The sequence below is a fragment of the Prevotella sp. oral taxon 475 genome, assembly GCF_018127805.1.
In the GTDB taxonomy this organism is placed as follows: Bacteria; Bacteroidota; Bacteroidia; order Bacteroidales; family Bacteroidaceae; genus Prevotella.
The window spans coordinates 673,272-698,317 of sequence record NZ_CP072334.1 but is presented as its reverse complement, the minus strand read 5'-3'; the positions used below and the strand labels follow the sequence as shown (position 1 = coordinate 698,317).

Here is a 25,046-nt window from a genome sequence, read left to right as displayed (position 1 = left end):
GAGAACAATCAATAACGTGCGTTTCGAAATAAACGGAACGCACGTTATTTATTTTTTAGCCTCTGCTCATAAGGCATGGCGAAACTTATAGCCAAATACCCTTACCCAGATCGTGTGGCGCAGCTTTATAGAAAGAGGCGTGATAGTCGCGCAGGGCCTCGATCCAGGAAAGGTTGTAGGCCTTCATGATGCGGTGAATCACCTTATTGCTGACAGCATCAGAGAAGCCATTCTCGGGGAAATGGTCGATATCCATATTCTCTTGAAAGGCCGAATCAGAGATATAATCTTCTCTATCGGCATACACTACAACAGGAATGGTGAAGTTAATGTCCCATGTGCCCAACTGTAATTGTGCCGGTGAGAAGCGGTAATAGGGACTGAATTCACCCGTTTTTGGGTCTTTTTTGCCTTTATAGCCATGATAGAGGCGGATGCGAAGATCCATCGTGACATCGTCTTTCAAGAACTTCATCACACCTTTGAATCCAATGGGATTGGTCTTTCCGGTAAGTTGAGCACCATCGAAATGTTGCGTTTTGTCCCAAGGTGTCGTGTCTGCGTATTTATAATCGATATAGTCGGTGGTGTTTTGGGTGCCGGCGATAGTTTTTCCGCTCATCATCTCCTTTTGATTCTCAACAGTAAAGAAGTGTTGATGAATAGCGTCTTGTCCATTTTTGACGAACTGTTCGTTGATGAGTTCACCCTTAGCGTTATAGTATTTGATGAACAGCAGATACACGGGAGCAGGATTTTCGAAATCCACTTCCGTGCTATAGTCGTGCGCTTTCACTACATAGAACTTGTCAGCACTACCCTTTGCCAGTGTCCATCCCGTGCCAGGCTTTACCTCATAGGTGATTTCTTGGATGCGTTTCAGATATTTGGCACCCGATTCAGAGTCTTGATGAAAACCTCCATTCGTGTCAACCGTACGCCAATTGGCGTGCATGTGACCCTGAACCAGTTGTACAGTCACCTTCGTCGGGTCTTCGTGCAGTTTGTGATCATTCTCGTTGACAGGCGTATCTACTTTGTTGTCACAAGCAGTGAATGCCAAAGTAAACAATGCAGCACAAGATAATGTGAGCATTGATTGAAAGAAATTCTTTTTCATAACCTTATTATTTTTTGTTGTTTAATTGTCAATGTTTTGTCGTTTTTAGAAAAACCAACCGACCGAAAAGCGTACATCGCGCCCCATATCGTGGGCGTAGTAGCGCGAGCGATTGGTGTATTCCTTATATTCTTTATTAAAAAGGTTGTCGGCAGAGAGGAGCATCCGCAGTTTGTTCTGTCTACTCAGCGGCCATTCGATGCCAGCTTCGAAGCCGAAGAGGTTGTAGGTTGGCGGCGTAAAGTCGACAAGATCGCTGGCAGGATGGAAGCGTGTCTGCTTCAAAACCAGTCTATGTTTCAATTGCAACCAAGCGTTTGCCTTACCTACCCGAATGTCTTCCCACGTCAAGTCGTGGTCGAAGCGTGCTGAGGGAATATAAGGCAGATAGTTGCCTGTCCGCTTTTCGTTGGCCCAGATCAGACCCGACAGCAGATGGTACTCGAAGTGTTGTATCGGCTTGAGCCGTACATCGAAGTCGATTCCGCGGAAGAAAGCGTCGGTTTGCTTATATTGAAACAGCGGATAAGAACCTGAAATCACCGTGATATACTTGCCTTTTTCCGGTTCATCGTAGATGTAACCCTTGATCCATTGTAGGTAAGCATCCATCCGGACCTCGGCAAAGGCCGTGCGATAGGATAGCGACGTAACCCATTTGGTACTCTGTTCGGAGCGCATGGTTGAGTCGCCCATGACGAACATACCCGATCCCAGCTCATTCCCATTGCTATAAAGCTCGTGCACATGTGGTGCCCGCCACGCCAAACCTACGTTGGAGGTAATCTTCCATTGCTCGTTCAGGCGATAGCTTGTCCCGAGATTGTACGAGAAATTACTAAAAATGTGATGTCCGCCATACAACTTTCCCGTGTAGTCATAACCCGAAGCACGCGTTTCTTGGTTGTCGAAGCGTATGCCAGCCTCTGCCGTCCAATGCTCATGGCGATACTTCTGTATGGCATAAACGCCCAAGTCGTACTCCGTGTAGTTAGGGATCAGTGGCACAACGCCCGTTCCCTCTTGGTTGCGGTTACGTATGTGCAGATAAGAGGCACCTGCTTCAGTGTTCCATCTGTTGTAGGCCAAATTCCACTTCAGTTGGTTTTGAAACGAGGTGAGGTACATACTCACAGCCGGAATACTCGAGAGGTTCATTCGTCGGATACGATTTTCCTTGCGATCGTCGGCCTGGAAGGCAGTCTGCCATTGAAAACGACCATACTTGCCCGCATCGAAAGAAGCCTTACCGATGGCCGTATGGTGAACAACATGCTGGAAAGGGTAGTCGATGTGGCGAGTATAGGGTTCGACTTCCACGGGTCGTCCGAGCGCAATACGCTGTTTAAGTAGATCCTCACTACCCATTTGTGCACTGGGCAGAACGCCCAATTTCAGGTTGTACATACTGTAATACCCTTCCAATTGAAGTGCATGGCGATGGTAACCCAATGCCGCCGAGAAATCGTGTTCGCGATAACCCGTGTTGTTCAGCAAGTATTTGGCCGTACTTTGGTCGCCCGAATTAGCATAGGTGCCTTGCAGTCGCCAAGCCAAACTATTGCAGAAAGGCATTGTTCCCTCGGTTTGTGCCACGACAGAATAGCGTTTACCATTACTGCCATAGAGTGTCCGCAGATGTCCCGAAACGCCTTTTTGCCCGTAAGGCAAAGCCTTTTGCTCCATCACGATGATACCGCCGAGAGCCTCAGAGCCATATCTTACCGATTCAGCACCCTTGATCACCTCGATAGACCCACTGCTGTTTTGGTCTATTTCGGGAGCGTGGTCGGCTCCCCATTGCTGTCCTGTCTGCCGCGCTCCATTGTTAACGATGAGGATACGGTTGCCATACATGCCGTTGATCACAGGTTTGGCCACTGTGGTTCCCGTCTGAATAGAGCTGACACCGCTAACATGTTCGAGGATGGAAGCGAGCGATTTGCCCATAGAACGGTCGATCAGGTTTTCGCCTATCCTGTCGCTTACGCTGTTGACGCTGGCTTGCTGGCGCACGCCCGTTACCACAATCTCGCCGATATTGTGTTCTTTTCCAAGTTCCGACCCACCGTTTTTCTTGTTGTTTTTTGTTTTTGTGGTGTCGGTTTGTTCACTGAGCGAAGTCGCTTTCTGAGCGATCGATGCCTTTGCAGAAGTCCATAGCGCGATGCTCGCACCGAGTGCGATGCAAAGAAAAGTTCTTTTAACCATACATCTATGTGTGTTGGCTGGCGTGCACCGTGGTTGATAGCGGCAGCATGCCCCGTCCAACAGTTGTTCATTACTGATGGGAGGAGTCACCGAACATCGTTCGGTCTCCAGTGATAAAAAGGTGAATGTAGCCCATCATACCATCCGAAAAGGCGTATTTGCCCTCACGAATAGATACAATAGGAGGATAATGGGTGTGAAAAAACTTATCCGCGCACGGGTGGCGAGTGAGTGTTTACCGCTTCAACGTGGCGGTAAACCGTTTGTTGAGTAAAGACATAAGGCGTAAGAATAGTGGCAAACACCGCGGGCTGATAGGTTTGCAGCGTTGGTGCGCTTGCCTTATGCAGAATAAAGTCGCAGATGAAACACGAGGATTGGAAAGCCTTCGTGGTGCCATCGCAAGCGAAGTGCACCTTGGAAGGATGATCCTCGTGCACATGAAAGTCTTTGATAGCAAACACCGACATGAATGTTACGATGAACATCCATGCCAAAAAACGTCTGAGGTGTTTGTTACAGTTCATGTGCAAAATGCTTGTTTTATGCCTATTGGCCACTTGTCATGCGCGCGTTTTTTTATTCCGCGCGATCATCTGCTTTGCAAAAATACGACAAAAGGACGAACCTTGTTTGCGAAAAATGTATTTGTTAGCGTTGTTTAATACTTTTTGTAGAGCCTTTTCTCTCTTGTTTCATTCTATTTGCAGATGCCCGTTGTCAAGTCGCAGGCCATGCCTTTGGCGGGTTTTCTTATGAAATAGCTGTTGTCGGCGGGCTGTTTGAGCAGTTCGCCCGAGGCCAAGAGAGGAGCGATAGCAGCCTCCATGTCTTGAAGAGAAGCAAAGTCGAAAGCCTCTTTCACCTCTTCTGCCGACAGGCGTGGGTGTGTTTCCATCAACTCGAGCAGAGCCTCGGACGAGAAACGAACGGCTTGCGGCAATAGCTTTCCGCCGCTAACGGCCTTGATCATGGCCGCCATCGTGTTGTAGTCGCGGAAGTTTTTCAGGGGCATCTGCTTGCCTTCATACTCGAAAACAAAGGTGGGGAACACCTCTACCTTGAGTTTTTTGGCCTCCTCAACGTCTTGCCAGAAAGCCCTTTCGGCCGAACCATCGTTCAATGAGTCGAGAAAAGCGGCGATGTCGATGCCACTTTCGTCGGCAATGGCAATGAGTTCGGCTTCGGCGATAGCTTGTCGGGCCTCGGCCATCGCGGCTGCCCGCAGATTATAGAGAAAGAGATCGGCCTTTTCGGCATTCGCTATCTGTGCCGCCTTAAAGGCGATGCAGAGCGGGAACGACGAGTTCTCTGTTTCGGAAAACAGGTTGAACCTCTCCGTCCGAATGGGCATCCCGTGTTTCTCGGCAGTCTCCAGACAGTGGGTAATGAAGTCTTTGTTCTCCTTATTATAATAGGTGTCGGCATCGATGTCGGCGGGTTTGTTCTTGTTCATGTCCTCCACCAGTCCGCCCATTACATGGCGCCAGGCAATGAGGCCGGGGAAATGGGTTTCCAACTTTCTGAAAAACGGTTCCTCGCCCCAGCACCACGGGCAAACGGGATCGGTGACATTAGTGATGATCACTTGACTCATAGCGGCTATTTCTTTTCGTGTTGTTATTGTTGAATGAAGCACAAAGGTAGTTATAATTGTGGCTACAGTGGGGCTTTTAAATACTTTTATGAAAGGATCTGCTTTCTTTTCAATGTAAAATATCTAAGTTTGCACTCAGTTTTTAATCAAATAAGACGTAAAATGAAGAAAGTATTTATGATTGTGGCTGCTTGTGCAGTCATCGCTTCTTGCCAACAGAAGGGCAAGACCGCAACAGATCAGAACGCCAACGACACGACCATGGTGGCCGATTCGGCTGCAACCGCCGCGCTCACCTATGCCGGAACCATCCCCGCTGCCGACGGTCCGGGCATCAAATACACCGTAACCTTGGCCGGAGACTCTGCAAAGACGTTTACTTTGGAAGAAGTTTACCTGCAAGCCAAAGACGGAAAAGACGATACAAAGAGCTATACCGGCCAGGTGGAAGTGATCAAGAAAGACGTGAAAGGCCAGCCCGTAACGGCTTATAAGTTGGCGATGGACAAAGACAATGCGCTCTATCTGCTCGTGAAAGACGACGCTACGTTGCGCGTTGTCAACGATCAGCTCGAAGAAGCAGCCAGTGCCAATAACTACGACTTGAAGTTGGTGAAGTAAATCAACCCTTTCAACGGGCATCCTTTCAAGGCCGAGTGTCGCCAGATGGTGAAAAGAAGAGCCTCTCTTCTGGCAGCCATCGGCAGAGTGCACCCCCCTGAAAGGATGCCTTTTTTGTGCCCGTTGGCGAACTATGACAGCTCTTCTACTCATCCCTTGCAAAGTATTGATTTTTCATTGGTTGCGAGGCGCGCTTGCAAAAGCTAAGCTTTTGCATGTCGTTTTCTTAGCTTTTGCATGTCGTTTTCTTAGCTTTTGGTGTGCGTTTTCTTAGCTTTTGCAAATGGAACCGAGAGAGGTTAACCTTTTTTAATTCGATAGGGTAACATTTGTTACCTAATCTTTGACATAGATTGTCTAACTTTGCGACATCATCAATCAATAAAAACAAGAGAAATGGAAAATCAAATGAAGAGCTATCTGCCCCATCTCGATACAGAGAAAATGCAGGCTCTTTTCGAGATAGAAACTGCTTTCAAGGCTGGAAAACTCTCTGCCCAGGAGGCACAAGAGCAGATTCGGCAGCGAGTGGGAAAGGTGAGTGCCTATCATGTGGCCTATATCGAGCAGACCATGACCGAGGAAACCAGCGACGAGTGCATCCGGGAAGACATCCACTCTGTCATCGGCATGCTGGGAGATCAGCTCGACAATACGCTGCCCAACCTGCCCGAAGATCATCCCATCATGCATTATCTCAACGAAAACAAAGAGATGAAGCGGCTCTTGCTGGCCGTGGAAGACCTGATGCAATATCCGATGATCAAGAATCAATGGCTCGAGCTCTACGAACAGATCTCACAATATCCGCTGCACTACAAACGCAAGCAGAACCAACTCTACCCCATGTTGGAACGAAAGGGATTCACCCGGCCCACGACCACGATGTGGACGTTCGACGATATGGTGCGCGATGAGATTCGAGAGGCCGAAAGATTACTGCGCGAAGACCGCGAAGAGGAGTTCATCGCTCAACAAGAACGGGTGATTCTGTATGCGCGCGACCTCATGGAGAAGGAAGAATACATTCTATACCCTACTTCGCTCGCTCTGATCAGTGAAGAGGAGTTTGAGGATATGAAGTCGGGCGATCAGGAAATTGGTTTCGCCTTCTTCTCCGTAGCCCATCAGCCAAAGGCCGCTTCCTCTACTTCCACAGGCCGTTCTGCCGCCGCATCGGAAGCAGCCGCCGGCGGACTGGCTGGCGAACTGCAGGCCCTCCTCTCCAAATACGGCTATAGCGCAGGGGCAGGCGAGAAGTTGGACGTGACCACCGGCCGGCTCTCGCTCGAGCAAATCAACCTGATTTATCAACATCTGCCCATCGACATCTCTTTCGTCGACGAGAACGAACTGGTGTGTTTCTACTCCGACACCGACCATCGCGTCTTCCCACGCAGTAAAAATGTGATCGGACGCGAGGTCATGAACTGCCATCCGAGGAAGAGTGCACACATCGTTCGCGAGGTGATCGACAAGCTTCGCAGCGGCGAACAAGACCGTGCCGAGTTCTGGATCAACAAGCCGGGCCTCTTCATCTACATCATCTACGTGGCCGTTCGCGACAAAGAGGGTCGCTTCCGCGGTGTGCTCGAGATGATGCAGGACTGTACGCACATCCGTTCGCTGGAAGGTTCGCAGACATTACTCACCTGGAGCCACGCCGACGCCGAAGCTCCGACTGTCGAAACAGCCGACACTCCGACCGCCGAGAAAGAGGAAACCACACAACCTGTGGGCGAGATAACGCCGCAAACCCGACTCAAAGATCTGCTCAAACAATATCCCGATCTCAAGAAACGCTTGCCCGAAATAGCCCCACAGTTCAAGATGCTCAATACGCCACTGGGCAAACTGATGATCGGTAAGGTGGATGTGCAGATGATGAGCGACCGTTCCGGCGTGCCTTTAGAGCGGCTTTTGAGCGAGCTTCGCCGACTCACGGGAGCATGAACGCCTGCCGGGAAGGTTGTGAAAACCGCCTCCTTTGCAGGTTTTGTCCCATCCAATGAAGAATAGAAATGCTCTATAGATAGGAATATAGTTCATAGTTTAGGTAAATTAGAAAAAGAGTAAAAACGCTCAATTGGATTAGAACTTAGTTAAGGTATTAAGAAGAAACAGGGTAACTGCCGCCCCTTGGAATGCTTTCGGGCCTTCCGTTGGGCGGCCTCTTTTTGTTCTTTTCTCTCGCCGATACCATTGGATAGGCCTATTTCTACGGATTTGTTCAAGAGGAAGAGAAAGTACTTAACAATCAGACGATGATCAAGCATCTTGCAAAAGCTAAGAAAATAGACTCCCATCTCTTAGCTTTTGCACCTCGTTTTCTTAGCTTTTGGCCTTCGTTTTCTTAGCTTTTGCAAATGGGAGGCGTGCGTTTATGCCGTTGGTTGCGGATCAAGAAATGTGTTTTGGACAAGAAGGACTGTCGTTATTCCGGCGATTTTGCGTATTTTTGTAGAGGAATAACAACTGGTAAGAAACGGAAATGAAAGAAGAAAAGCCCCTTATTCTCATCTCGAACGACGATGGCTACCATGCCAAGGGTTTGCGTTCGCTGGTGAAGATGCTGGCCGACGTGGCCCATATCATTGTATGCGCACCCGAAGCGGGCCGTTCTGGCTTTGCGGGAGCTTTCTCGGTGGCGGAACCTTTACGACTGAAACGACGGAAAGACATTGAGACTGCCGCGGTGTGGTCGTGCAGCGGAACGCCCGTAGACTGTATCAAACTGGCCTTTAGCGAGCTTCTCGACGGTCGGAAGCCTCATCTCGTTCTCAGTGGAATCAACCATGGCGGTAATGCCGCTGTGAATGTGCATTACTCTGGCACGATGGGCGCAGTGATAGAAGGCTGCTTAAAGCATGTGCCCGCTGTGGGTTTCTCGCTGTGCGACGAGAGCGAGGAGGCCGATTTCTCCCCCCTGCGCCCTGTGATAAGGGCTATCGTGCGCCGGGTTCTCACCGACGGACTGCCCACGGATGTGTGTCTGAACGTCAATTTCCCACCAACGAAGCAGTTGAAGGGCATCAAAGTGTGTCGAATGAACCGTGGTTGCTGGGTGAACGAGTGCGAAAAGAAGCTCCATCCGCGCGGATTCGACTATTATTGGATAACGGGCCACTTCCAAAGTGAGGAACCTGATGCCGCCGATACCGACCTGTGGGCTCTCAATAACGGTTTTGTAGCGGTGACTCCCACGAGAATCGATGTCACCGATTATCCGTCTATGGAACGGCTACAATGGATGGAAAGCAGTTGGTGGGAGGCCTCTTCCCCAGCGGGAGAGGAGTAAGGACCCATCGGTTGTCAGTCGTTCTACTCCCGCTCAGCCATCTATTCCCCTTTCTCCATTCTCAATTGTCCATTCTCAATTGCCAATTATGAAATACTATCTCATCGTGGGTGAAGCCTCGGGGGACCTCCATGCCTCGCATCTTATGCAGGCCTTGAAGAGCGAAGACCCACAGGCCGAGTTTCGATTTCTGGGCGGCGACCTCATGACGGCTGTCGGCGGAACACGCGTTCGGCACTTCAAAGAGATGGCCTACATGGGCTTTGTCCCTGTGTTGCTGCACTTGCGAACCATCTTTAAGAACATGGCGATGTGCAAACGCGACATCGTCGACTGGCAACCCGACGTGGTGATACTCATCGATTATCCCGGTTTCAACCTCAGCATCGCCAAGTTTCTTCGGGCCAACACTCGCATTCCCGTCTATTATTATATATCGCCAAAGATCTGGGCGTGGAAAGAATACCGCATCAAAAGCATCAAACGCGATGTCGATGAGCTCTTTTCTATCCTGCCTTTCGAAGTGCCTTTCTTCGAAAATCGGCATCATTATCCCATCCATTACGTAGGGAATCCCACAGCAGACGAGGTTCGAGGCTTCCTTGCCGACTACAAAGAAACGTTCGAGAGCTTCTGTCGCAGGCACGAATGGGATGCCCGCCGGCCCATCATCGCTCTGCTTGCCGGTAGCCGATTGCAGGAAATTAAAGACAATCTGCCCACGATGCTTCAGGTGGCCAGTCGGTTTCCGCACTATCAAACGGTGATCGCCGGTGCGCCATCCATCCCCATTGAGTATTACAAGCAGTTTCTTGGCGAGTCGAACGCGCTGTTGGTGCAGAACGAAACCTACCCCTTGCTCGCCCATTCCACCGCTGCTCTCGTCACCAGTGGCACGGCAACGCTCGAGACAGCCCTCTTTTCCGTACCGCAAGTGGTATGCTATCAAACGCCGTTCCCCCGTCTGATCCGTTTCGCTTTCAACCATTTTATAGGCGTGAAATACATCTCGTTGGTGAATTTAATTGCCGATCGAGAGGTGGTTGTCGAGCTGTTTGCCGATCGGTTCTCCGTCGATTCCATCGCCACCGAACTCCTTCGGATTCTCCCCAGCGGAACTTCTCGGAGCCGGATGCTGACCGATTACGCTCATCTTCATCGTCTTTTGGGGCATGAATCGGCTCCCAAGAATGCCGCCCAAAGAATGGTGCAACTCCTCCAAGAGAGGAAAAGAGGGGACCTTCGCTAAAAATCAACCAACCGATGCAGCTCTGATCAACACGATGTTCACTGTTTATTTTTCCCAAACATGAAGCAAGAAGTGATCCTTTCCAACCATATTGAGCAAGACCTTCTCACCGCTCTGCACGCCATTCGCCCCGATCGGCTCTTCATTCTTGCCGATGAGACGACTCATCGGCTCTGTCTTCCCAAACTGAAAACCGTTTCCGGCATCGACAAGGCCCGACAGATTGTCATCCCTCCAACCGACGCTCACAAGCAGCTCGACACTCTTTCGCAGGTGTGGAAGGCCTTGAGCGATGGTGAAGCCACCCGCCATTCGTGCTTGTTGAACCTTGGTGGCGGCATGGTGACCGACCTTGGAGGCTTCGCTGCTTCGACGTTCAAGCGTGGCATTCCCTTCATCAACCTTCCCACTACTCTGCTGGCGATGGTCGATGCGGCTGTAGGCGGAAAGACGGGCATCAACTTCAATCATCTGAAAAATGAGGTCGGAACGTTTGCTAATGCCCGATATGTGTTGCTCCACACGACTTTTCTCGACACGCTCGATGCGGAAAATCTGCGTTCAGGCTATGCTGAAATGCTTAAACACGCTCTGATTAAAGACGAAAAGATGTGGGCCGAACATCTCAACTTTCCCCTCGAACAGCCCGATTTCGCTGTTTTACAACGCTTGGTAGCCCAGTCTGTAGAAGTGAAAGAACAGATAGTGGCTGCCGATCCGCACGAACAGGGGCTTCGCAAGGTCTTGAATCTGGGGCACACCATTGGTCATGCTCTCGAGGCTCTCTGGCTTCAGCGCGGTCAACTGTTGCTGCATGGCTACGCCGTGGCTTATGGGCTGATTGTAGAACTCTATCTCTCAGCTCTGAAAACAGGCTTCCCCACGGACCGACTTCGCCAGATGCAACACTTCATCCGTCGTTATTACGGCACCTTGCCACTCACTTGCAACGACTATCCTACTCTGCTTTCGTTCATGCACCATGACAAAAAGAACATCTCGACTGACATTCATTTCACCCTCCTGGCTGACATCGGAGCTCCCCTCATCGACCAAACGGCCACCGAAGAGGAAATCAAAGACGCACTCGACTTTTATCGCGAAGGATGAATTCTCTTTTCCTTTGAGTTGAAATGCTTATCGTAGTTGAACATCACTCTTAAATACTTTTATCATGTGAAACAGACTAACCTCCTTAGGACTGTTATTGATGGATGTCGTTTAGACAAGGTTGGCGTGCTTCACTTGCCAACCTATACCTACCAATAGACCAACTCTTACGGATTATTGCCAACCTTGGCAGCCCCATTACTTCCCTCCTTACTCCTTACTACTTCCCTCCTTACTCCTCCATCTCTTAACTTTTGTCCTACGTTTTCTTAGCTTTTGCATCCCCATCTCTTAGCTTTTAGCTTGCGTTTTCTTAGCTTTTGAAAATCGGTTTGTAAGAGCCTGATCATGAAGACGTTGCAAAAGTGCTTGATAGAACTCGTTGTTGAAAACCGGAAAACGGGGAAGGGCAAAACAAAAAGAGGGCACTCCGTATGGGAGAACCCTCTTTTTCCGGTTTCTTTTTAGGACTTGGCTTACAGCAAAGCCTGGAATTTGGCATCAAGTGTGGCCTTATTGGTAGCTCCAACGAACTTGTCTACCACTTCGCCGTTCTTGAAAAAGAGAATGGTAGGAATGGTGCGAACGCCGAATTGTGCGGCAAGCTCATCGTTTTCCTCCACATCGCATTTGCCAACAACGATTTTTCCATCGTAGTCTGCTGCCAATTCGGAGATGATTGGAGCCACCATTTTGCACGGTCCGCACCAAGTTGCCCACAAGTCTACTACCAATGGCAAGTCGCCATTCTTGTAATTCTCGAAGTTTTCAGTTGTAATCTTTACTTCCATGATTCTTTTCCTTTCGTTTTTTTGTTAGGGTTTTGTATTGTCGTATTTTTTAGTTTTGCAAAGAATGTGCCAGTTTTCCCGGGCGATCCAACAAGCCTGTCAAAAGTGAAAAAGCCATTGGAGAAATGCAGATAGAGAGGCCTTGCTGTTTGTTGCAGTCCTTTTGCGGAGGCATTGTTTACCATTAATTCACCTTATACGTCATATTGGGATGACTCTCCACATAGTTCACCAGTTCTCGTTTCACGGTGATGGGCCGCGTTCTCGATCTGAGCAGCACGGTATTGTTCGATTCGCTATCGTGAATTTGGAAATAGAGCTGCGTGTTTCCCGGGCTTTCGTTCACCATCGTTAAGATGTCGTTCACCACCGTCTCGTCGATATGGTTGCTGTCAGCCTCGATGGTGAAGCTTTCGATGCGTTTGTCACTCACACTTTGCAGGTATTCGATGTTCGACACCTGGAAGTCGATGTAGTTGCTATTGGGATATTTCTGCACGCATTTGGCCGTGATGAAAACCGTATAGCCCTCAGAGAGATGTCCACGCCACTTCCCCCATTCCTCACCAAAGAAAGCTAACTCGCCGGCACCTTCAAAATCCTCTATCGTAACGAAACCGCAGGGTTTTCCGGTCTTGGTAAATTTCGACTTCACCTCGGTGACAATGCCGCCCAACACAATCTCTTCTTTCTTGGTAAGAGCCATTTTGTCGTCCAATTCAGCACAATGCGTGTTGCACATGCCTGTGAGAACGAGTTTGAAATCGTCTAAGGGATGAGCCGAAAGATAGATGCCAACGAGGTCGCGCTCACGATTCAGACGCTCGATGCTGCTCCATGGGTCGGCATTCGGGATGGGAGGCGTGGCAATTTCCACTGCATCGGTAGCCCCGAAGAGTGAGTTCTGCGCCTGCGTTTGTTCGGCTTGGTAGAGCTGTCCGTAGCGAACGAGCGTGTCGAGGAAAGCCGTTCCTTTGACATCAGTACCTATATAGCGTTCCCGAGCGATAGAAAAGCTGTCGAAACCACCACTCAAAGCCAAGCTCTCAAGTGCTTTTTTGTTGACTGAACTTAGGTTGACGCGCTGCACAACATCGAAGACATCCTTGAAAGGACCATTGGTTTCGCGCTCGCTGATGATGGCTTGTGCCGCCGCATCGCCCATTCCCTTGATGGCCGCAAGACCGAAACGAATTTCACCTTTTTTGTTAACACTGAATTTCAGACGCGATTCATTCACGTCGGGGCCCAACGTTCTGATGCCCATTGAGCGGCATTCGTCCATGAATTTCGTGATTTCGGCGATGTTGGCAAGGTTCCTACTCATCACGGCCGCCATGTATTCGGCCGGATAATGCGCTTTGAGATAAGCCGTTTGGAAAGCGACCCACGAGTAGCATGTGGCGTGACTCTTGTTGAAAGCATAGGAAGCAAACTTCTTCCAGTCTTCCCAAATCTTGTTCAATGTCTCTTTAGAGTGTCCGTTCTTCGTTCCGCCCTCGTAGAAAAGCGTCTCCAACTTATCCATTTGGGCCATAAGCTTCTTGCCCATGGCCTTTCTTAGCGTGTCGCTTTGCCCCCTTGTGAAACCTGCTAACTGACGTGCCAGGAGCATCACTTGTTCTTGATAGACGGTGATACCATACGTATCTTTGAGGTATTTCTCCATGCACGGGATGTCGTACTGTACCTTTGATGGGTCGCGTTTACGTGCAATGAAGTCAGGAATATAGTCCATGGGTCCCGGACGATAGAGAGCGTTCATCGCAATGAGGTCTTCGAAGACCGAAGGTTGCAGTTCTCGCAGGTATTTTTGCATGCCGGCAGACTCGAACTGGAAGGTTCCGATGGTTCGTCCCTCGCAATAGAGCTGGTAAGTGAGGGGATCGTCGATGGGAATCTTTTCCAAATCGATGTTCGTTCCCATAGAGACGCGAACGTTTTCGACCGCCTCTTTCAGAATGGAAAGCGTCTTCAGACCGAGGAAGTCCATCTTGATGAGTCCCGTTTCTTCAATGACGTGTCCGTCATATTGTGTACACAGCAGCTTATGTCCAGGGTCTGTCTTGTCTTCGGCTGTGGAAACGGGCACCCAATCGCTAATGGCATCGCGGCAGATGATGGTTCCGCAGGCGTGGATACCTGTTCCGCGCACGGTGCCCTCCAGCATTTTGGCATACATCATGGTGTTTCTCATCCGCTCATCGGTAGAAGCTTCGGCCTCGCGAAGCTCCGGAATGCTTTTGATAGCATTAGGAATGTTCATCTTCAAACCATCGGGCAGTTTATCGGGGATGAGTTTGCAGAGGGCATTCACTTGGTCGAGCGGCACTTTTTCCACACGCGCCACGTCCTTAATCGAGTTTTTGGTGGCCATCGTACCATAGGTAATGATGTGTGCCACCTTATCGTGTCCGTATTTATTTTCCACCCATTCGAGTACGCGTCCTCGTCCGTCGTCGTCGAAGTCGGTATCGATATCGGGCAATGAGATGCGATCGGGATTGAGAAAACGCTCGAACAGCAGGTCGTATTTAATGGGATCGATTTTTGTAATGCCCAAACAGTAGGCCACAACAGAGCCTGCTGCCGACCCACGACCAGGCCCAACCATCACTTCCAGTTCGTTTTCGGCTGCGTTGATAAAGTCTTGCACGATGAGAAAATAGCCCGGGAAGCCCATCGTCTTCATGATGTGTAGTTCGAAGTTGATGCGTTCTTTCACCTCGTCGGTCAGCGGATTGCCATACAAACGCATTGCTCCGTCGTAGGCGAGTTTGGCCAGATAGTCGGCCTCGAACTTGATTCGGTAGAGCTTATCGATGCCTCCCAGCTTCTTGATTTTCGCTTCTCCCTCCTCGGCAGGTAGTTGGTTGTTTCCGTTTTCGTCGCTGGTGAACTCCCTGTACAGGTCTTCCGGCGAGAAACGTTGCCGCCATTGCTCTTCGGTTCCGAAGTCTTCGGGGATGGGAAAGAAAGGCATGATGGGCGAATGGTCGATAGAATAAGTCTCCACCTTGTCGAGAATCTCGAGCGTATTGCGCATAGCCTCGGGCAGATCGCCGAACACCTCGTTCATTTCCTCGCGGGTTTTAAACCACTCTTGTTTCGAGTAGAGCATACGCGAGGGGTCGTCTAAGTCTTTACCGGTTGAGAGACAGAGCAGGTGGTCGTGAGCTTCAGCATTCTCTTTGTCTACGAAATGTGCATCATTGGTGCACACCACCTTGATGTGATACTCTTTTGCCAGTTGCAGCATCACCTTATTGGCGCGTTGTTGCAAGGGGAACGCCTCGCGATTGGCTCGGATATGAGGATCTTTTACCTCGTGTCGTTGCAGCTCTAAGTAGTAGTCTTCGCCAAAAACACGATGATACCACTCCACGGCTTCACGAGCTCCGGCGAGGTCGTCTTTGAGAATTTTGCGGGGCACCTCGCCCGCAATGCAGGCCGAACACACGATGAGGCCCTCGTGGTAGCGTTCCAAATCTTCGCGGTCGGTGCGCGGACGCATGTAATAACCATCTACCCAGGCCCGCGAAACCAGTTTGATGAGGTTTTTATATCCTTGATAGTTTTTAGCCAAGACGATGAGATGGTAGCCGCTCATGTCGCCGTTCTCCTTCACCTTATCGGTTTTTCGGTGGCGAGCCACATACATTTCGCATCCGATGATGGGTTTAAACTCGGGCAAGCCCTCTTCTTTGCGTTTGCCGTTCACCTTTTTACAATAGTTATAAAACTCTTTTGTGCCGAACATGTTGCCATGGTCTGTGAGGGCCATGCCTCGCATACCGTTGGCCACGGCCTTGTCTACGAGACGTTGCACGCTCGACTGTCCGTCGAGAATTGAGTAATAAGTATGTACGTGAAGGTGTACGAAATCTTCCATTTGATGGGGCTTCTTGAGTTGAATTTCGAGGCTCAAAGTTAGCACTTATTCGTGAGATGCGCAAATTTATGAGGTCGTTCGACGAACAGAAAACGATGAATAGCACGATGAAGGCGGAGTGCATTGGACGTGAAGACTCACCGAAGAATCTACTGGAAACTATTTTGAAAAAGGCGTTTCTATCTCTTTGATAGACAGTCGTTTACAAATTCGTTTCTCATCTCTTAGCTTTTGATGTGCGTTTTCTTAGCTTTTGCCTTGCATTTTCTTAGCTTTTGCCTGCCGTTTTCTTAGCTTTCGCGATGCATTTTCTTAGCTTTTGAAAAGCGGGTTATGTTTCTTCGCACTGCGCTTGGGGCCAGTTCACGAGAAAAAGTCGGCTCCGCGCCCTCGTAAAGGCCGTGTAGAGCCAGTGCAGATAGTCGGGGGTGAGAGCCTCGGCAGAGACATAGCCCTGGTCGAGAAAGACGTGTTCCCACTGTCCGCCCTGAGCTTTGTGGCAGGTAATGGCATAGGCATATTTGATTTGCAGGGCGTTAAAAAAGACGTCGTTCTTGACTTTCTTCATCCGATCGGCTTTCAAGGGGATGTCGGCATAGTCTTCCATCACCTTATTATATAGGTGTTCGTTCTGCTCGCGGGTAAGTGCGGGAGCCTCGGTAGTGAGACTCTCGAGCACAACGGTGGCTTCCAGTTCCAGGTTTTCGTAGTCGGGGAACTGCAACCACACGTCGGCAAAATGAAGATCGTGCTCCTTTCGCTGGTGACTCACTCGGACCACACGCGCCCTGTCGCCGTTGGCCAGGAAAGAGATGGAGGATTTTTCGCGCTCGGTCCAGTAGTAGTTGTTCTTGACAATCATGAGGAGGTCGCCGCGAACGAGCATCTCTTCGCACTCAAGCACCATGCCGCGGATGCCCCGATTGAAGATGTTGGCGCGCTTGTTGCTGCGGGTGATGACGATGGTTTCGTCGGTTCCCACCTGGTTGTAGCTGCTGTTGAGACGGTCGACCAGCTCGTCGCCCGAGACAAGCGTCACGTCGGCGAAAGCCGTTAGGCGGATTTGGGGCAACTGCGTAAGATGTTCGCGGGTGATCAGCTCACGGATTCGGGTGGCGTTGAAGAGGATGCCGCTGTTCTGATTCTGGCGCAACACCTCGCTCAGGTCGCAGTGAAAGACAGTCATTCCGTAACCCTCCATGACGTGTGCGAGCAGTGCGGGCGATTCCGTTTCGCCCACCGGAGGCAGCTGAGCCTTGTCTCCGATGAGCAGCAGACGGCAGTTGCGCCCGGCATAGACGTATTGCACGAGGTCGTCGAGCAGGCATCCGCTGCCGAAAGTGGTGTCGGCAGCACCCAAATTGGCCACCATCGAGGCCTCGTCTACCATAAAGAGCGTGTCGGTAAAAAGATTGTCGTTGAGGTTGAAACGGCCGCCCGATCCGTCGAAGGTGCGTTGTCGGTAGATTTTGCGGTGGATGGTGAAGGCCGGATGCCCATCGCTGTTCATCGAAAACACCTTGGCGGCCCGGCCCGTCGGGGCCATCAGCACCACCTTCTGCCGCAACTGCGTGAGCGTTTGCACGATGGCACCGGCGATAGAGGTCTTTCCCGTACCGGCACTTCCGGTGAGAATCATGAGCGAATGCGGGTCGCGGGCGGTGAGAAAACGGGCAAACGTCTGGATGGCCTCTTCCTGTTCGGTAGTGGGATGGAAACGGAAGTGGCGTTGAATATGAAAGAGAATCTCGTCGGTCATCATTGTTTTTTAAGTTGAAGAGGTGGGATTTGCAAACAAATTCGTACTTTTGCAACACCTAAAAAAGCCCGTGCGGCAACGGGATGACAAAGTTAGGAAAAGTATTCTGAACCTTCGAATGAATCCCCTCGTTAATTACATCCTGGCCTTGTGCGTGCTGGTGCTCGTCGTTCTGTGTTTTCTGAGCATCCGCAGCATCGGCTTTTAACCTTTCGAACAACGATGCAGGAAAACGTAAACGATATGCAATTGGAGCAAACCCGACTGATTGTGCGCCTGAGCCGGACCGCTTTGGCTTTTGCCGTGGTGGACCGTAGCACGGAGAAACAGCTCCTTTTCGAGCCTTACACCGTGCGAAGCGGTATTTCGATGGCTGCTAATCTGCGCGAGGCTTTTAAAACTTCGATGCTGCTGATGCGGGGATATAAGAAGGTGAACCTGCTCATCGATGCGCCAGTGATGCTGCTGCCGATCGACGTGTTTCACGAGGAAGAGGTGGAGGAGCTTTACCGCCACACCTTTGTGCTGGGCGATGGCGATACACTTCGGCATCAGGTGCTGAACGAACTGAATGCCGTGGCGGTGTTTCCAGTAAGCAAAGACTTGCAATTGGTGCTCACCGACCACTTCGCCGACGTGCGCATCACCCCCTTGATGCGCAGTGTGTGGACGCATTTGCACCGCCGCAGTTTTACGGGAATAGGTAGAAAGCTGTATACTTACTTTCATGGCAAGCGATTAGAGGTGTTTGCTTTCGAGAAGAATCGATTCCGATTTTGTAATGTTTTCGAGGCAGGCAACTCGCGCGATGCTCTCTATTTCGTTCTTTATGTTTGGAAACAGCTGGGCATGAATGCGCTCAGCGACGAACTGCACCTCGTGGGTGAGATTCCCGAACGAGACTGGTTGAAGGCGGCTTTTCAGAAATTCGTTAAAAGAACCTATGTCATCAATCCTTCGGCCGACTTCCATCGCGCTCCCATCACCACCATCCCTCATCTGCCTTACGACTTGATGACGTTCTTTCTGAAAGACACACACGAGGGCGAGAAGTGATATTCACCCTCGCCCTCTCCCTTTTCTTTATTGATATTTTACTCCATGCGTATTATAACAGGACAATACAAAGGACGGCACTTCGACATTCCCCGCACGTTCAAGGCCCGTCCCACCACCGATTTTGCTAAGGAAAACATCTTTAACGTGCTCATGGGCTATCTCGACTTTGAAGAGATCACCGCGCTCGACCTCTTTGCCGGTACGGGGAGCATTTCTTTAGAGTTGCTTTCCCGGGGATGTGCTTCGGTGACGAGTGTGGAAGCCGACCGCGATCACGCTCGGTTCATCCGTCAGTGCACCGAGAAGCTGGGCACGAACCGCAGCTTTTTGATTCGCGGAGACGTTTTTCGGTTTCTCCGAAGCTGCCGTCAGTCGTTCGATTTCATCTTTGCCGACCCGCCGTATGCCTTGCCCGAATTGAGCGAAATTCCCTCGCGCGTCTTCCAACAGGGCCTTCTAAAACCCGGCGGCGTATTTGTTTTCGAGCATGGAAAACAAGATTGCTTCTCTCAGCATCCTCATTTCGTGGAACATCGGGCGTATGGAAGCGTGAACTTCAGCATTTTTCGGCTTGGTCAATAGAATTGGATTCCCTGTGCCTCCGACACGTGTCCGTTGGCGTCTAAGTGAATGGGGATGAAGGAAACGAACCACGATTCGTTGGGAAAGACGCGTGGGCAATAGAGTCGAATGGTGTTTCGGCCGGCTTTCAGAGGTAGTCGGGCCGGCGAACGCATCCAGAAGAATTGCTCATTGGTATAGGGTATCTCCGAGGGTGCTTGTCTCCAGGTTTGTTCATGATAACGATATTTCCCTGGTTCGGCCCAAGGCTCGGGAGGGAAAATCTCTTGATGGCCCACGAAGAGTCGGCCCTGCGACTCCCAGTAGCCTTGGTAGCCGATGCCGTCGGAGATGCGCGAGGAGCGGGGCGGCGTTTCAAATCCCACCCAGGCCGTGATAACGGTGTCGCGCGGAACGAAGAGTTGGGTTTCCATCCAGGCATCCATCGTGGGTAGGAGAGGGATGTGGTGGCGTTTGACCAGTTCGATCAGGTTGACGGTTCCACCCCAAGCTTCGGTCCAACGGAGGGAGTCAGGATGGGTGCCTCGGGGCTGAGGCAGCGAGACACGCCAGTGCAGATCGGCGTTAGCCACCCATCGCATGTCCCAGTCGTAGAGCAGATGATCGCGGTGCCAGGAAAGACGACGCTCAAACTCGGTTACACGCCGATGCCATTCGCTGCCGGCAGGAGGCAACAGATTCTCTTCACCCATGGGCAGAGCTGTTCCGCCCCGCCAGAATCGCTCGGCAAAGGGGAGCAGACACTGCGGCATGCCGTTGTGGGGGAAGAGGAGACGCTGATCGGCCACGCGGACATCGTTCCACAAACAGAGGATGCCGCCCAGTGCTTTTCCATTGGCGGAGGACACTCCGCAGGGGGTGTGCAAAAGGTATTTAACGACGTTGCAGAAGGGATTCCCTTTGTTGAGATAACCCATGTAGGAGTCGATGTAACGATGAGGATAGGCGGTAGCATCTACGTCGCCCATCTGATTCTCGCGCCACACCTGAGCGATGGCCGTTGGCGAGGCCTTCAAACCGGGATCCCATACCACCACCTGCCGACCGTGTTGATGGGCCACTTCTTCGCAAAAGCGGATAAAGGCTTGCGGATTGTCGATGTGGATTTCGTCGCTTCCGATGTGAATCATGGGGCAATCTTGGCGAGAGATTTCGCCGAAAAATTCGTCGAGACATTTCTTCAGCACCTCCATCCCCTGTTTTGAAGCCATGGAGAATCCGAAAGCTTTCTCGAAATACTGACTATGTCCGGGCATATCGATCTCGGGCAGCACGGTAATGCCCAGTTCTCGAGCATAGGCGATGACGTGGCGTATCTCGTCGTAGGTGTAAAAACGACCCTCATCGCGCCCGGCACGCTGAAACCGGGCATCGTTCAGTTGCGGATAGGCTCGGCATTGGATGCGCCAGGCGGGATGGTCGGTGAGATGCCAGTGAAAGAGATTGAGCTTATAGGCGGAGAGAAGTTCGAGGTCTTTTTTGAGTTGTTCCACCGAACGGAAGTTGCGCCCTGTGTCGTGCATGAAGCCGCGCAGAGGAAAGGCAGGATAGTCTTTGATCCGCACGCAGGGCGTTGTTCCGTCTTCGGCAGCAAGCTGTCGCAGAGTGGCTTTGGCCCAAAGAATTCCGCGGTGGTCTTTGGCCCGAATGGCAGCCCGTCCGTCGGCAGAAACGGTGAGCATATAGCCCTCAGCGGGTAACTTGAGACGGGAGTCGATGCGCTCGTCTACGGTTCTCACGCGCGTTTTCCCACCCAATGGTTTCAGTTCTACGGGTGCGGGAATGAGCTTCTGCGCACTGGTTCCGAGGCAGACCACAAGGAGCAGACCCACAAAGACGGTCTGCCGACAGAGAGTTTTCCAGATTCTTTTTCTCATCTTCTTAGATTTTTCCACGCAAAGATAGCGTTTTTCCCTGAAGATTCGGCAGGTTGCGCCTCTAAGACCAAGAGCCAATGAGGTTAGCCCTCTCCTTGCATCACCCAGTTCAGGTTCAGGCGTCTTCGTTATCGCCTTCCGTTCCTCTTCAATTGTTAAAAACGGGAAGGAGAAAGGACTCAAAAATCGGGTTTGTAACTCGCTGATAATCATTTGTCTACTTACCCGTCTCTCCCTTAGCTTAGAGGTCTTAGATTCGTTTGTTAATAACAACCGTGGTGCAGTTGCTGGTTGTCTTGATACAACGATAAGAATACTGCCATCGTTTCTTCAATTTAAAATTAGAAAAATAATCAGTTGGAGTCGCCGCCCGTCGTCCAGTTTCCTTCTGTGGGGAGGCCCTTCTCTGAGCGATTTCTCCAGTTAGAAAATCGCGTTTACAATCCATTGATAATCAACATGATAGAGATAAACTTTCAAAAGCTATCCTTTTGCACGTCCATCTCTTAGCTTTTGCATGGCGTTTTCTTAGCTTTTGGCGTGCAAAAGCTAAGAAAACGAGAAGTAAGGAGAAAAAGAGTAGGTCATAAGGAAGAAAAGAATGGTATAGATGAGATCTATGATTCGATAGAGAATATCTGTTTGAAACGCGGAGATTTGTTCTTACCTTTGCAGTGCAGAATAAGAAAAAGAAATGTTTTTAACTAAATTATTGATTGTTATGAATATACAAATGCCCACCCTTCCTTATGCCGAAAACGCATTGGAACCGGTTATCAGCGAGCAGACCATTGCTTTTCACTATGGCAAGCACCTGCAAAACTACGTCAATACGCTCAACACGCTGATTGCAGGAACTGAGTTTGAGGGAAAACATGTGGAAGAGATCGTGACGTCGGCTCCCGATGGTGCCATCTTCAACAATGCCGGCCAGACACTGAATCACGCCCTTTATTTCCAGCAGTTCAAGGCTCCGGTGAAGGGAAACGAGCCCACCGGAAAGATGGCCGAGGTACTGACGAGAGACTTTGGAAGCGTAGAGAACTTTAAAAAGGAGTTTGCTCAGGCGGCTGCCACGCTCTTCGGGTCGGGCTGGGCCTGGCTTTCACAAGACAAAGACGGCAAACTCATCATCACCAAAGAAGCAAATGCCGGCAATCCGCTGCGACATGGACTCACACCTCTCTTGGGATTGGACGTCTGGGAGCATGCTTACTATCTGGATTATCAGAACCGTCGCGTGGATCATATTGCCGCTGTGTGGGACATTATCGACTGGACGGTAGTGGAAGGCCGACTCAAATAAGTTGTCATCCCTCTCCTGCACCCAATCGGAGATGGGGCGACATACAACAAAATATAGAGACAACAGATTACAAAAAAGAAATAAAAAAGAATCATTATGGAATCAATCATCAATGCACAAATGCCTGAATTTAAGGTACAGGCTTTTCAGAATGGAGAGTTCAAAACCGTTTCAAACGAGGATGTAAAGGGTAAGTGGGCCGTGTTCTTCTTCTATCCCGCCGACTTCACCTTCGTTTGCCCTACCGAACTGGTAGACCTCGCCGAGAAATACGAGGAACTCAAGAAGATGGGCGTAGAGGTTTACTCGGTGAGTTGCGACACTCACTTCGTTCATAAGGCTTGGCACGACGCTTCGGAGAGCATCAAGAAGATTACCTATCCCATGCTGGCCGATCCTCTTGGCGTGCTGGCAAAAGGCTTTGGCGTCTTTATCGAGGAGGAAGGAATGGCCTATCGCGGTACGTTCGTGGTGAATCCCGAAGGAAAAATCAAGATTGCCGAGATTCAAGACAACAGCGTAGGCCGCAACGCCGAAGAACTGGTGCGCAAGGTTTCGGCAGCACAATTCGTTGCATCGCATCCCGGCGAGGTATGCCCCGCAAAGTGGAAGCAGGGCGCAGAGACGCTTAAACCCAGCATCGACCTGGTGGGTAAGCTCTAAAAAGACATCGACTGGCGGGGAGTTTTTCGATTTTTCGAGACACGGAAAGATGGGATGTGTGCATCCACTAAGGTCTTTCCGACGAGAAACGAAAGACTCCTCGTTTTTTTATAAAGAAATATTTCACAAAAGAAAAATCGTTCTTATGCTCGATTCAAATACATTGCAACAGGTGAAAGGTCTCTTCGTTGACCTGAAAAACCGATATACGCTGGCCGCAAGGATAGACGAGGCGCATCCGAGCGCGGCCGATCTAAAGGCGTTTTTAGAGGATTTCGCCTCTACGTCGCCCCAGATAGAGGTGGTGTTTGGAGAGGCTGATGAAGCGCGCGCTGTGTTTTCACTGCTTAGAAATGGAGAAGACACGGGCATTCGGTTCCGTGGAATCCCTAACGGACACGAGTTTACGTCGTTGCTTTTGGCTGTGCTCAACGCCGATGGAAAGGGAAAGAATCTGCCCGACGAGGCTCTCACACGCCGCATCCAGGCTCTGCGGGGCGATCTGCAACTGCAAACCTACGTCTCGCTCACCTGCACCAACTGTCCCGACGTGGTGCAAGCACTCAACGTAATGGCTCTGATCAACCCGAGCTTGAGGAGCGAAATGATCGACGGTGCACTCTTTCAAGACGAGGTGGCGCGGCTAAACATCCAGGCTGTACCCTCTGTTTATGCCAACGGCGAACTGCTTCACATCGGTCGGGGCGACCTGGGCGAGTTGCTTTCGAAGCTGGAAGAGAAGTTCGGTAGCGAACCTTCGGCCGATGTTCAGCCCGTGGGGCACAGCTACGACGTGGTGGTACTCGGCGGCGGACCTGCCGGAGCTTCGGCCGCTATCTATTCGGCTCGAAAGGGATTGCACGTAGCTGTGGTGGCTGGACGCATCGGCGGACAGGTGAAAGACACTGTGGGTATCGAGAATCTTATCTCCGTTCCGCAAACCACGGGTGCACAACTGGCCGATCATCTTCGCGAACATCTTTCCCGCTACCCCATCGACCTCTATGAGAATCGACAGCTCCGAGAGGCCGATCTCTCCTCACCCCGCAAGCGTATTGCCGTAGCCGGCGGCGAAGTGTTCTGTGCTCCCGCCGTGATTGTGGCTACTGGAGCCAGCTGGCGCAGGCTTAACGTCGAGGGTGAGACGGAACATCTGGGCCGCGGCGTTCACTTCTGTCCGCATTGCGACGGTCCGTTCTACCGTGGAAAACGTGTCGCCGTTGTCGGCGGAGGCAACTCTGGCATCGAGGCCGCTATCGATCTGGCCGGCATCTGCAGCCATGTCACTGTGCTCGAATTTGCCGACACGCTTCGTGCTGACACCGTTCTGCAAGAGAAAGCGGCCGCTATGAAGAACATCGACATCTTCCTTTCTTCGCAAACCACGCAAGTATTGGGCAACGGAGAACGCGTCACTGGTTTGCGAGTGAAGGATCGCACCAACGACAAAGAACGCGACATAGCCCTCGATGGCATCTTCGTTCAGATAGGTTTGTCGGCCAACACCGATGTCTTCCGCGAAGTTCTGCCACTCAATCCGCAGCGCGAAATAGAGATAGATGCCTGCTGCCGAACCTCCATCCCCGGCGTTTATGCTGCCGGCGACTGTACCAACGTGCCCTATAAACAAATTGTTATCGCCATGGGCGAAGGGGCTAAAGCCGCCCTTTCAGCCTTTGACGACCGAATGAGAGGGAGAATCTGAGCTTCTTAAGCCTGAAGAAGAGTGTTTTAGGAGTAAAAGAATATTTTTTAGGAGTGAAGGAATTGAAGGAGTGAGGAGGAGTGAAGACAAATGTATCCTTTACTTTTTCATTCCTAAAAAGATCTTCTTCACTCCTAACAAGATCTTCTTTACTCCTAAAAACATTTGTTTTCACTCCTCCTCACTCCTTCAATTCTTTTACTTCT

The 25,046-nt window shown here is 50.7% G+C and carries 18 protein-coding genes; 10 read left to right on the top strand and 8 right to left on the bottom strand.

The genetic code is table 11. The annotated features are described in order from the left end of the window. Positions 1–85: 85 nt before the first annotated feature. From J5A66_RS02645 to J5A66_RS02630, 4 genes are all read right to left on the bottom strand, one after another. Complete coding sequence (locus J5A66_RS02645) at positions 86–1,120, bottom strand: hypothetical protein (RefSeq protein WP_211790912.1); 1,035 nt, start codon at positions 1,118–1,120, stop codon at positions 86–88. Positions 1,121–1,165: 45 nt separating this feature from the next. Next, entirely contained in the window at positions 1,166–3,331 is a 2,166-nt protein-coding gene (locus J5A66_RS02640) for a TonB-dependent receptor (RefSeq protein WP_211790911.1), read from the bottom strand. A 206-nt stretch (positions 3,332–3,537) separates the two neighbouring features. After that, positions 3,538–3,858, bottom strand: a complete 321-nt coding sequence (locus J5A66_RS02635) for a hypothetical protein (protein ID WP_249110010.1) — start codon at positions 3,856–3,858, stop codon at positions 3,538–3,540. Positions 3,859–4,031: 173 nt separating this feature from the next. Continuing rightward, on the bottom strand, positions 4,032–4,928 hold the full coding sequence (locus J5A66_RS02630; RefSeq protein WP_211790910.1) for a DsbA family protein: 897 nt from the start codon (positions 4,926–4,928) through the stop codon (positions 4,032–4,034). Between the two features lie 162 nt (positions 4,929–5,090). On the opposite strand from J5A66_RS02630, the gene J5A66_RS02625 reads away from it, so the two are divergent. The 5 genes from J5A66_RS02625 (at position 5,091) to aroB (ending at position 11,206) form a co-directional block, all read left to right on the top strand. Continuing rightward, entirely contained in the window at positions 5,091–5,549 is a 459-nt protein-coding gene (locus J5A66_RS02625; RefSeq protein WP_211790909.1) for a copper resistance protein NlpE N-terminal domain-containing protein, read from the top strand. 396 nt (positions 5,550–5,945) lie between these two features. Beyond that, positions 5,946–7,502: a DUF438 domain-containing protein gene (locus J5A66_RS02620; protein WP_211790908.1), complete on the top strand. Its 1,557-nt coding sequence runs from the start codon at positions 5,946–5,948 to the stop codon at positions 7,500–7,502. A gap of 538 nt (positions 7,503–8,040) precedes the next feature. Further along, positions 8,041–8,847 carry a 5'/3'-nucleotidase SurE gene (gene surE / locus J5A66_RS02615; protein WP_211790907.1) on the top strand — a complete coding sequence of 269 codons (807 nt, stop codon included), beginning with the start codon at positions 8,041–8,043 and terminating at the stop codon, positions 8,845–8,847. Positions 8,848–8,935: 88 nt separating this feature from the next. Next, positions 8,936–10,096: a lipid-A-disaccharide synthase gene (lpxB, locus tag J5A66_RS02610; protein WP_211790906.1), complete on the top strand. Its 1,161-nt coding sequence runs from the start codon at positions 8,936–8,938 to the stop codon at positions 10,094–10,096. Between the two features lie 60 nt (positions 10,097–10,156). Further along, positions 10,157–11,206, top strand: coding sequence for a 3-dehydroquinate synthase (gene aroB, locus J5A66_RS02605; protein WP_211790905.1), 1,050 nt, complete (start codon positions 10,157–10,159; stop codon positions 11,204–11,206). A gap of 476 nt (positions 11,207–11,682) precedes the next feature. Here aroB and trxA read toward each other — a convergent pair whose 3' ends face one another. From trxA to J5A66_RS02590, 3 genes are all read right to left on the bottom strand, one after another. Next, the gene (gene trxA, locus J5A66_RS02600) at positions 11,683–11,997 is read right to left on the bottom strand and encodes a thioredoxin (protein ID WP_211790904.1); all 315 of its coding nucleotides are present in this window, start codon (positions 11,995–11,997) and stop codon (positions 11,683–11,685) included. Between the two features lie 184 nt (positions 11,998–12,181). After that, positions 12,182–15,889 (bottom strand): DNA polymerase III subunit alpha, encoded by a 3,708-nt coding sequence (gene dnaE, locus J5A66_RS02595; RefSeq protein ID WP_211790903.1) that lies wholly within the window; start codon positions 15,887–15,889, stop codon positions 12,182–12,184. A 331-nt stretch (positions 15,890–16,220) separates the two neighbouring features. Then, the gene (locus J5A66_RS02590) at positions 16,221–17,651 is read right to left on the bottom strand and encodes an ATP-dependent RecD-like DNA helicase (RefSeq protein ID WP_211790902.1); all 1,431 of its coding nucleotides are present in this window, start codon (positions 17,649–17,651) and stop codon (positions 16,221–16,223) included. A 219-nt stretch (positions 17,652–17,870) separates the two neighbouring features. On the opposite strand from J5A66_RS02590, the gene J5A66_RS02585 reads away from it, so the two are divergent. Next, positions 17,871–18,704 carry a DUF3822 family protein gene (locus J5A66_RS02585; protein WP_211790901.1) on the top strand — a complete coding sequence of 278 codons (834 nt, stop codon included), beginning with the start codon at positions 17,871–17,873 and terminating at the stop codon, positions 18,702–18,704. 45 nt (positions 18,705–18,749) lie between these two features. Further along, entirely contained in the window at positions 18,750–19,289 is a 540-nt protein-coding gene (locus J5A66_RS02580) for an RsmD family RNA methyltransferase (RefSeq protein ID WP_211790900.1), read from the top strand. Here J5A66_RS02580 and J5A66_RS02575 read toward each other — a convergent pair. Then, complete coding sequence (locus J5A66_RS02575) at positions 19,283–21,166, bottom strand: family 20 glycosylhydrolase (RefSeq protein ID WP_211790899.1); 1,884 nt, start codon at positions 21,164–21,166, stop codon at positions 19,283–19,285. The genes J5A66_RS02580 and J5A66_RS02575 overlap by 7 nt on opposite strands. A 694-nt stretch (positions 21,167–21,860) precedes the next feature. Between J5A66_RS02575 and J5A66_RS02570 the strand changes: the two genes are divergently transcribed. The 3 genes from J5A66_RS02570 to ahpF all read left to right on the top strand — a co-directional run bounded on the left by J5A66_RS02570 (position 21,861) and on the right by ahpF (position 24,840). Next, entirely contained in the window at positions 21,861–22,472 is a 612-nt protein-coding gene (locus J5A66_RS02570; RefSeq protein ID WP_305792206.1) for a superoxide dismutase, read from the top strand. Positions 22,473–22,568: 96 nt separating this feature from the next. Next, positions 22,569–23,135: an alkyl hydroperoxide reductase subunit C gene (gene ahpC / locus J5A66_RS02565; RefSeq protein ID WP_211790897.1), complete on the top strand. Its 567-nt coding sequence runs from the start codon at positions 22,569–22,571 to the stop codon at positions 23,133–23,135. Positions 23,136–23,280: 145 nt separating this feature from the next. Then, on the top strand, positions 23,281–24,840 hold the full coding sequence (gene ahpF / locus J5A66_RS02560) for an alkyl hydroperoxide reductase subunit F (protein ID WP_211790896.1): 1,560 nt from the start codon (positions 23,281–23,283) through the stop codon (positions 24,838–24,840). Positions 24,841–25,046: the final 206 nt, after the last annotated feature.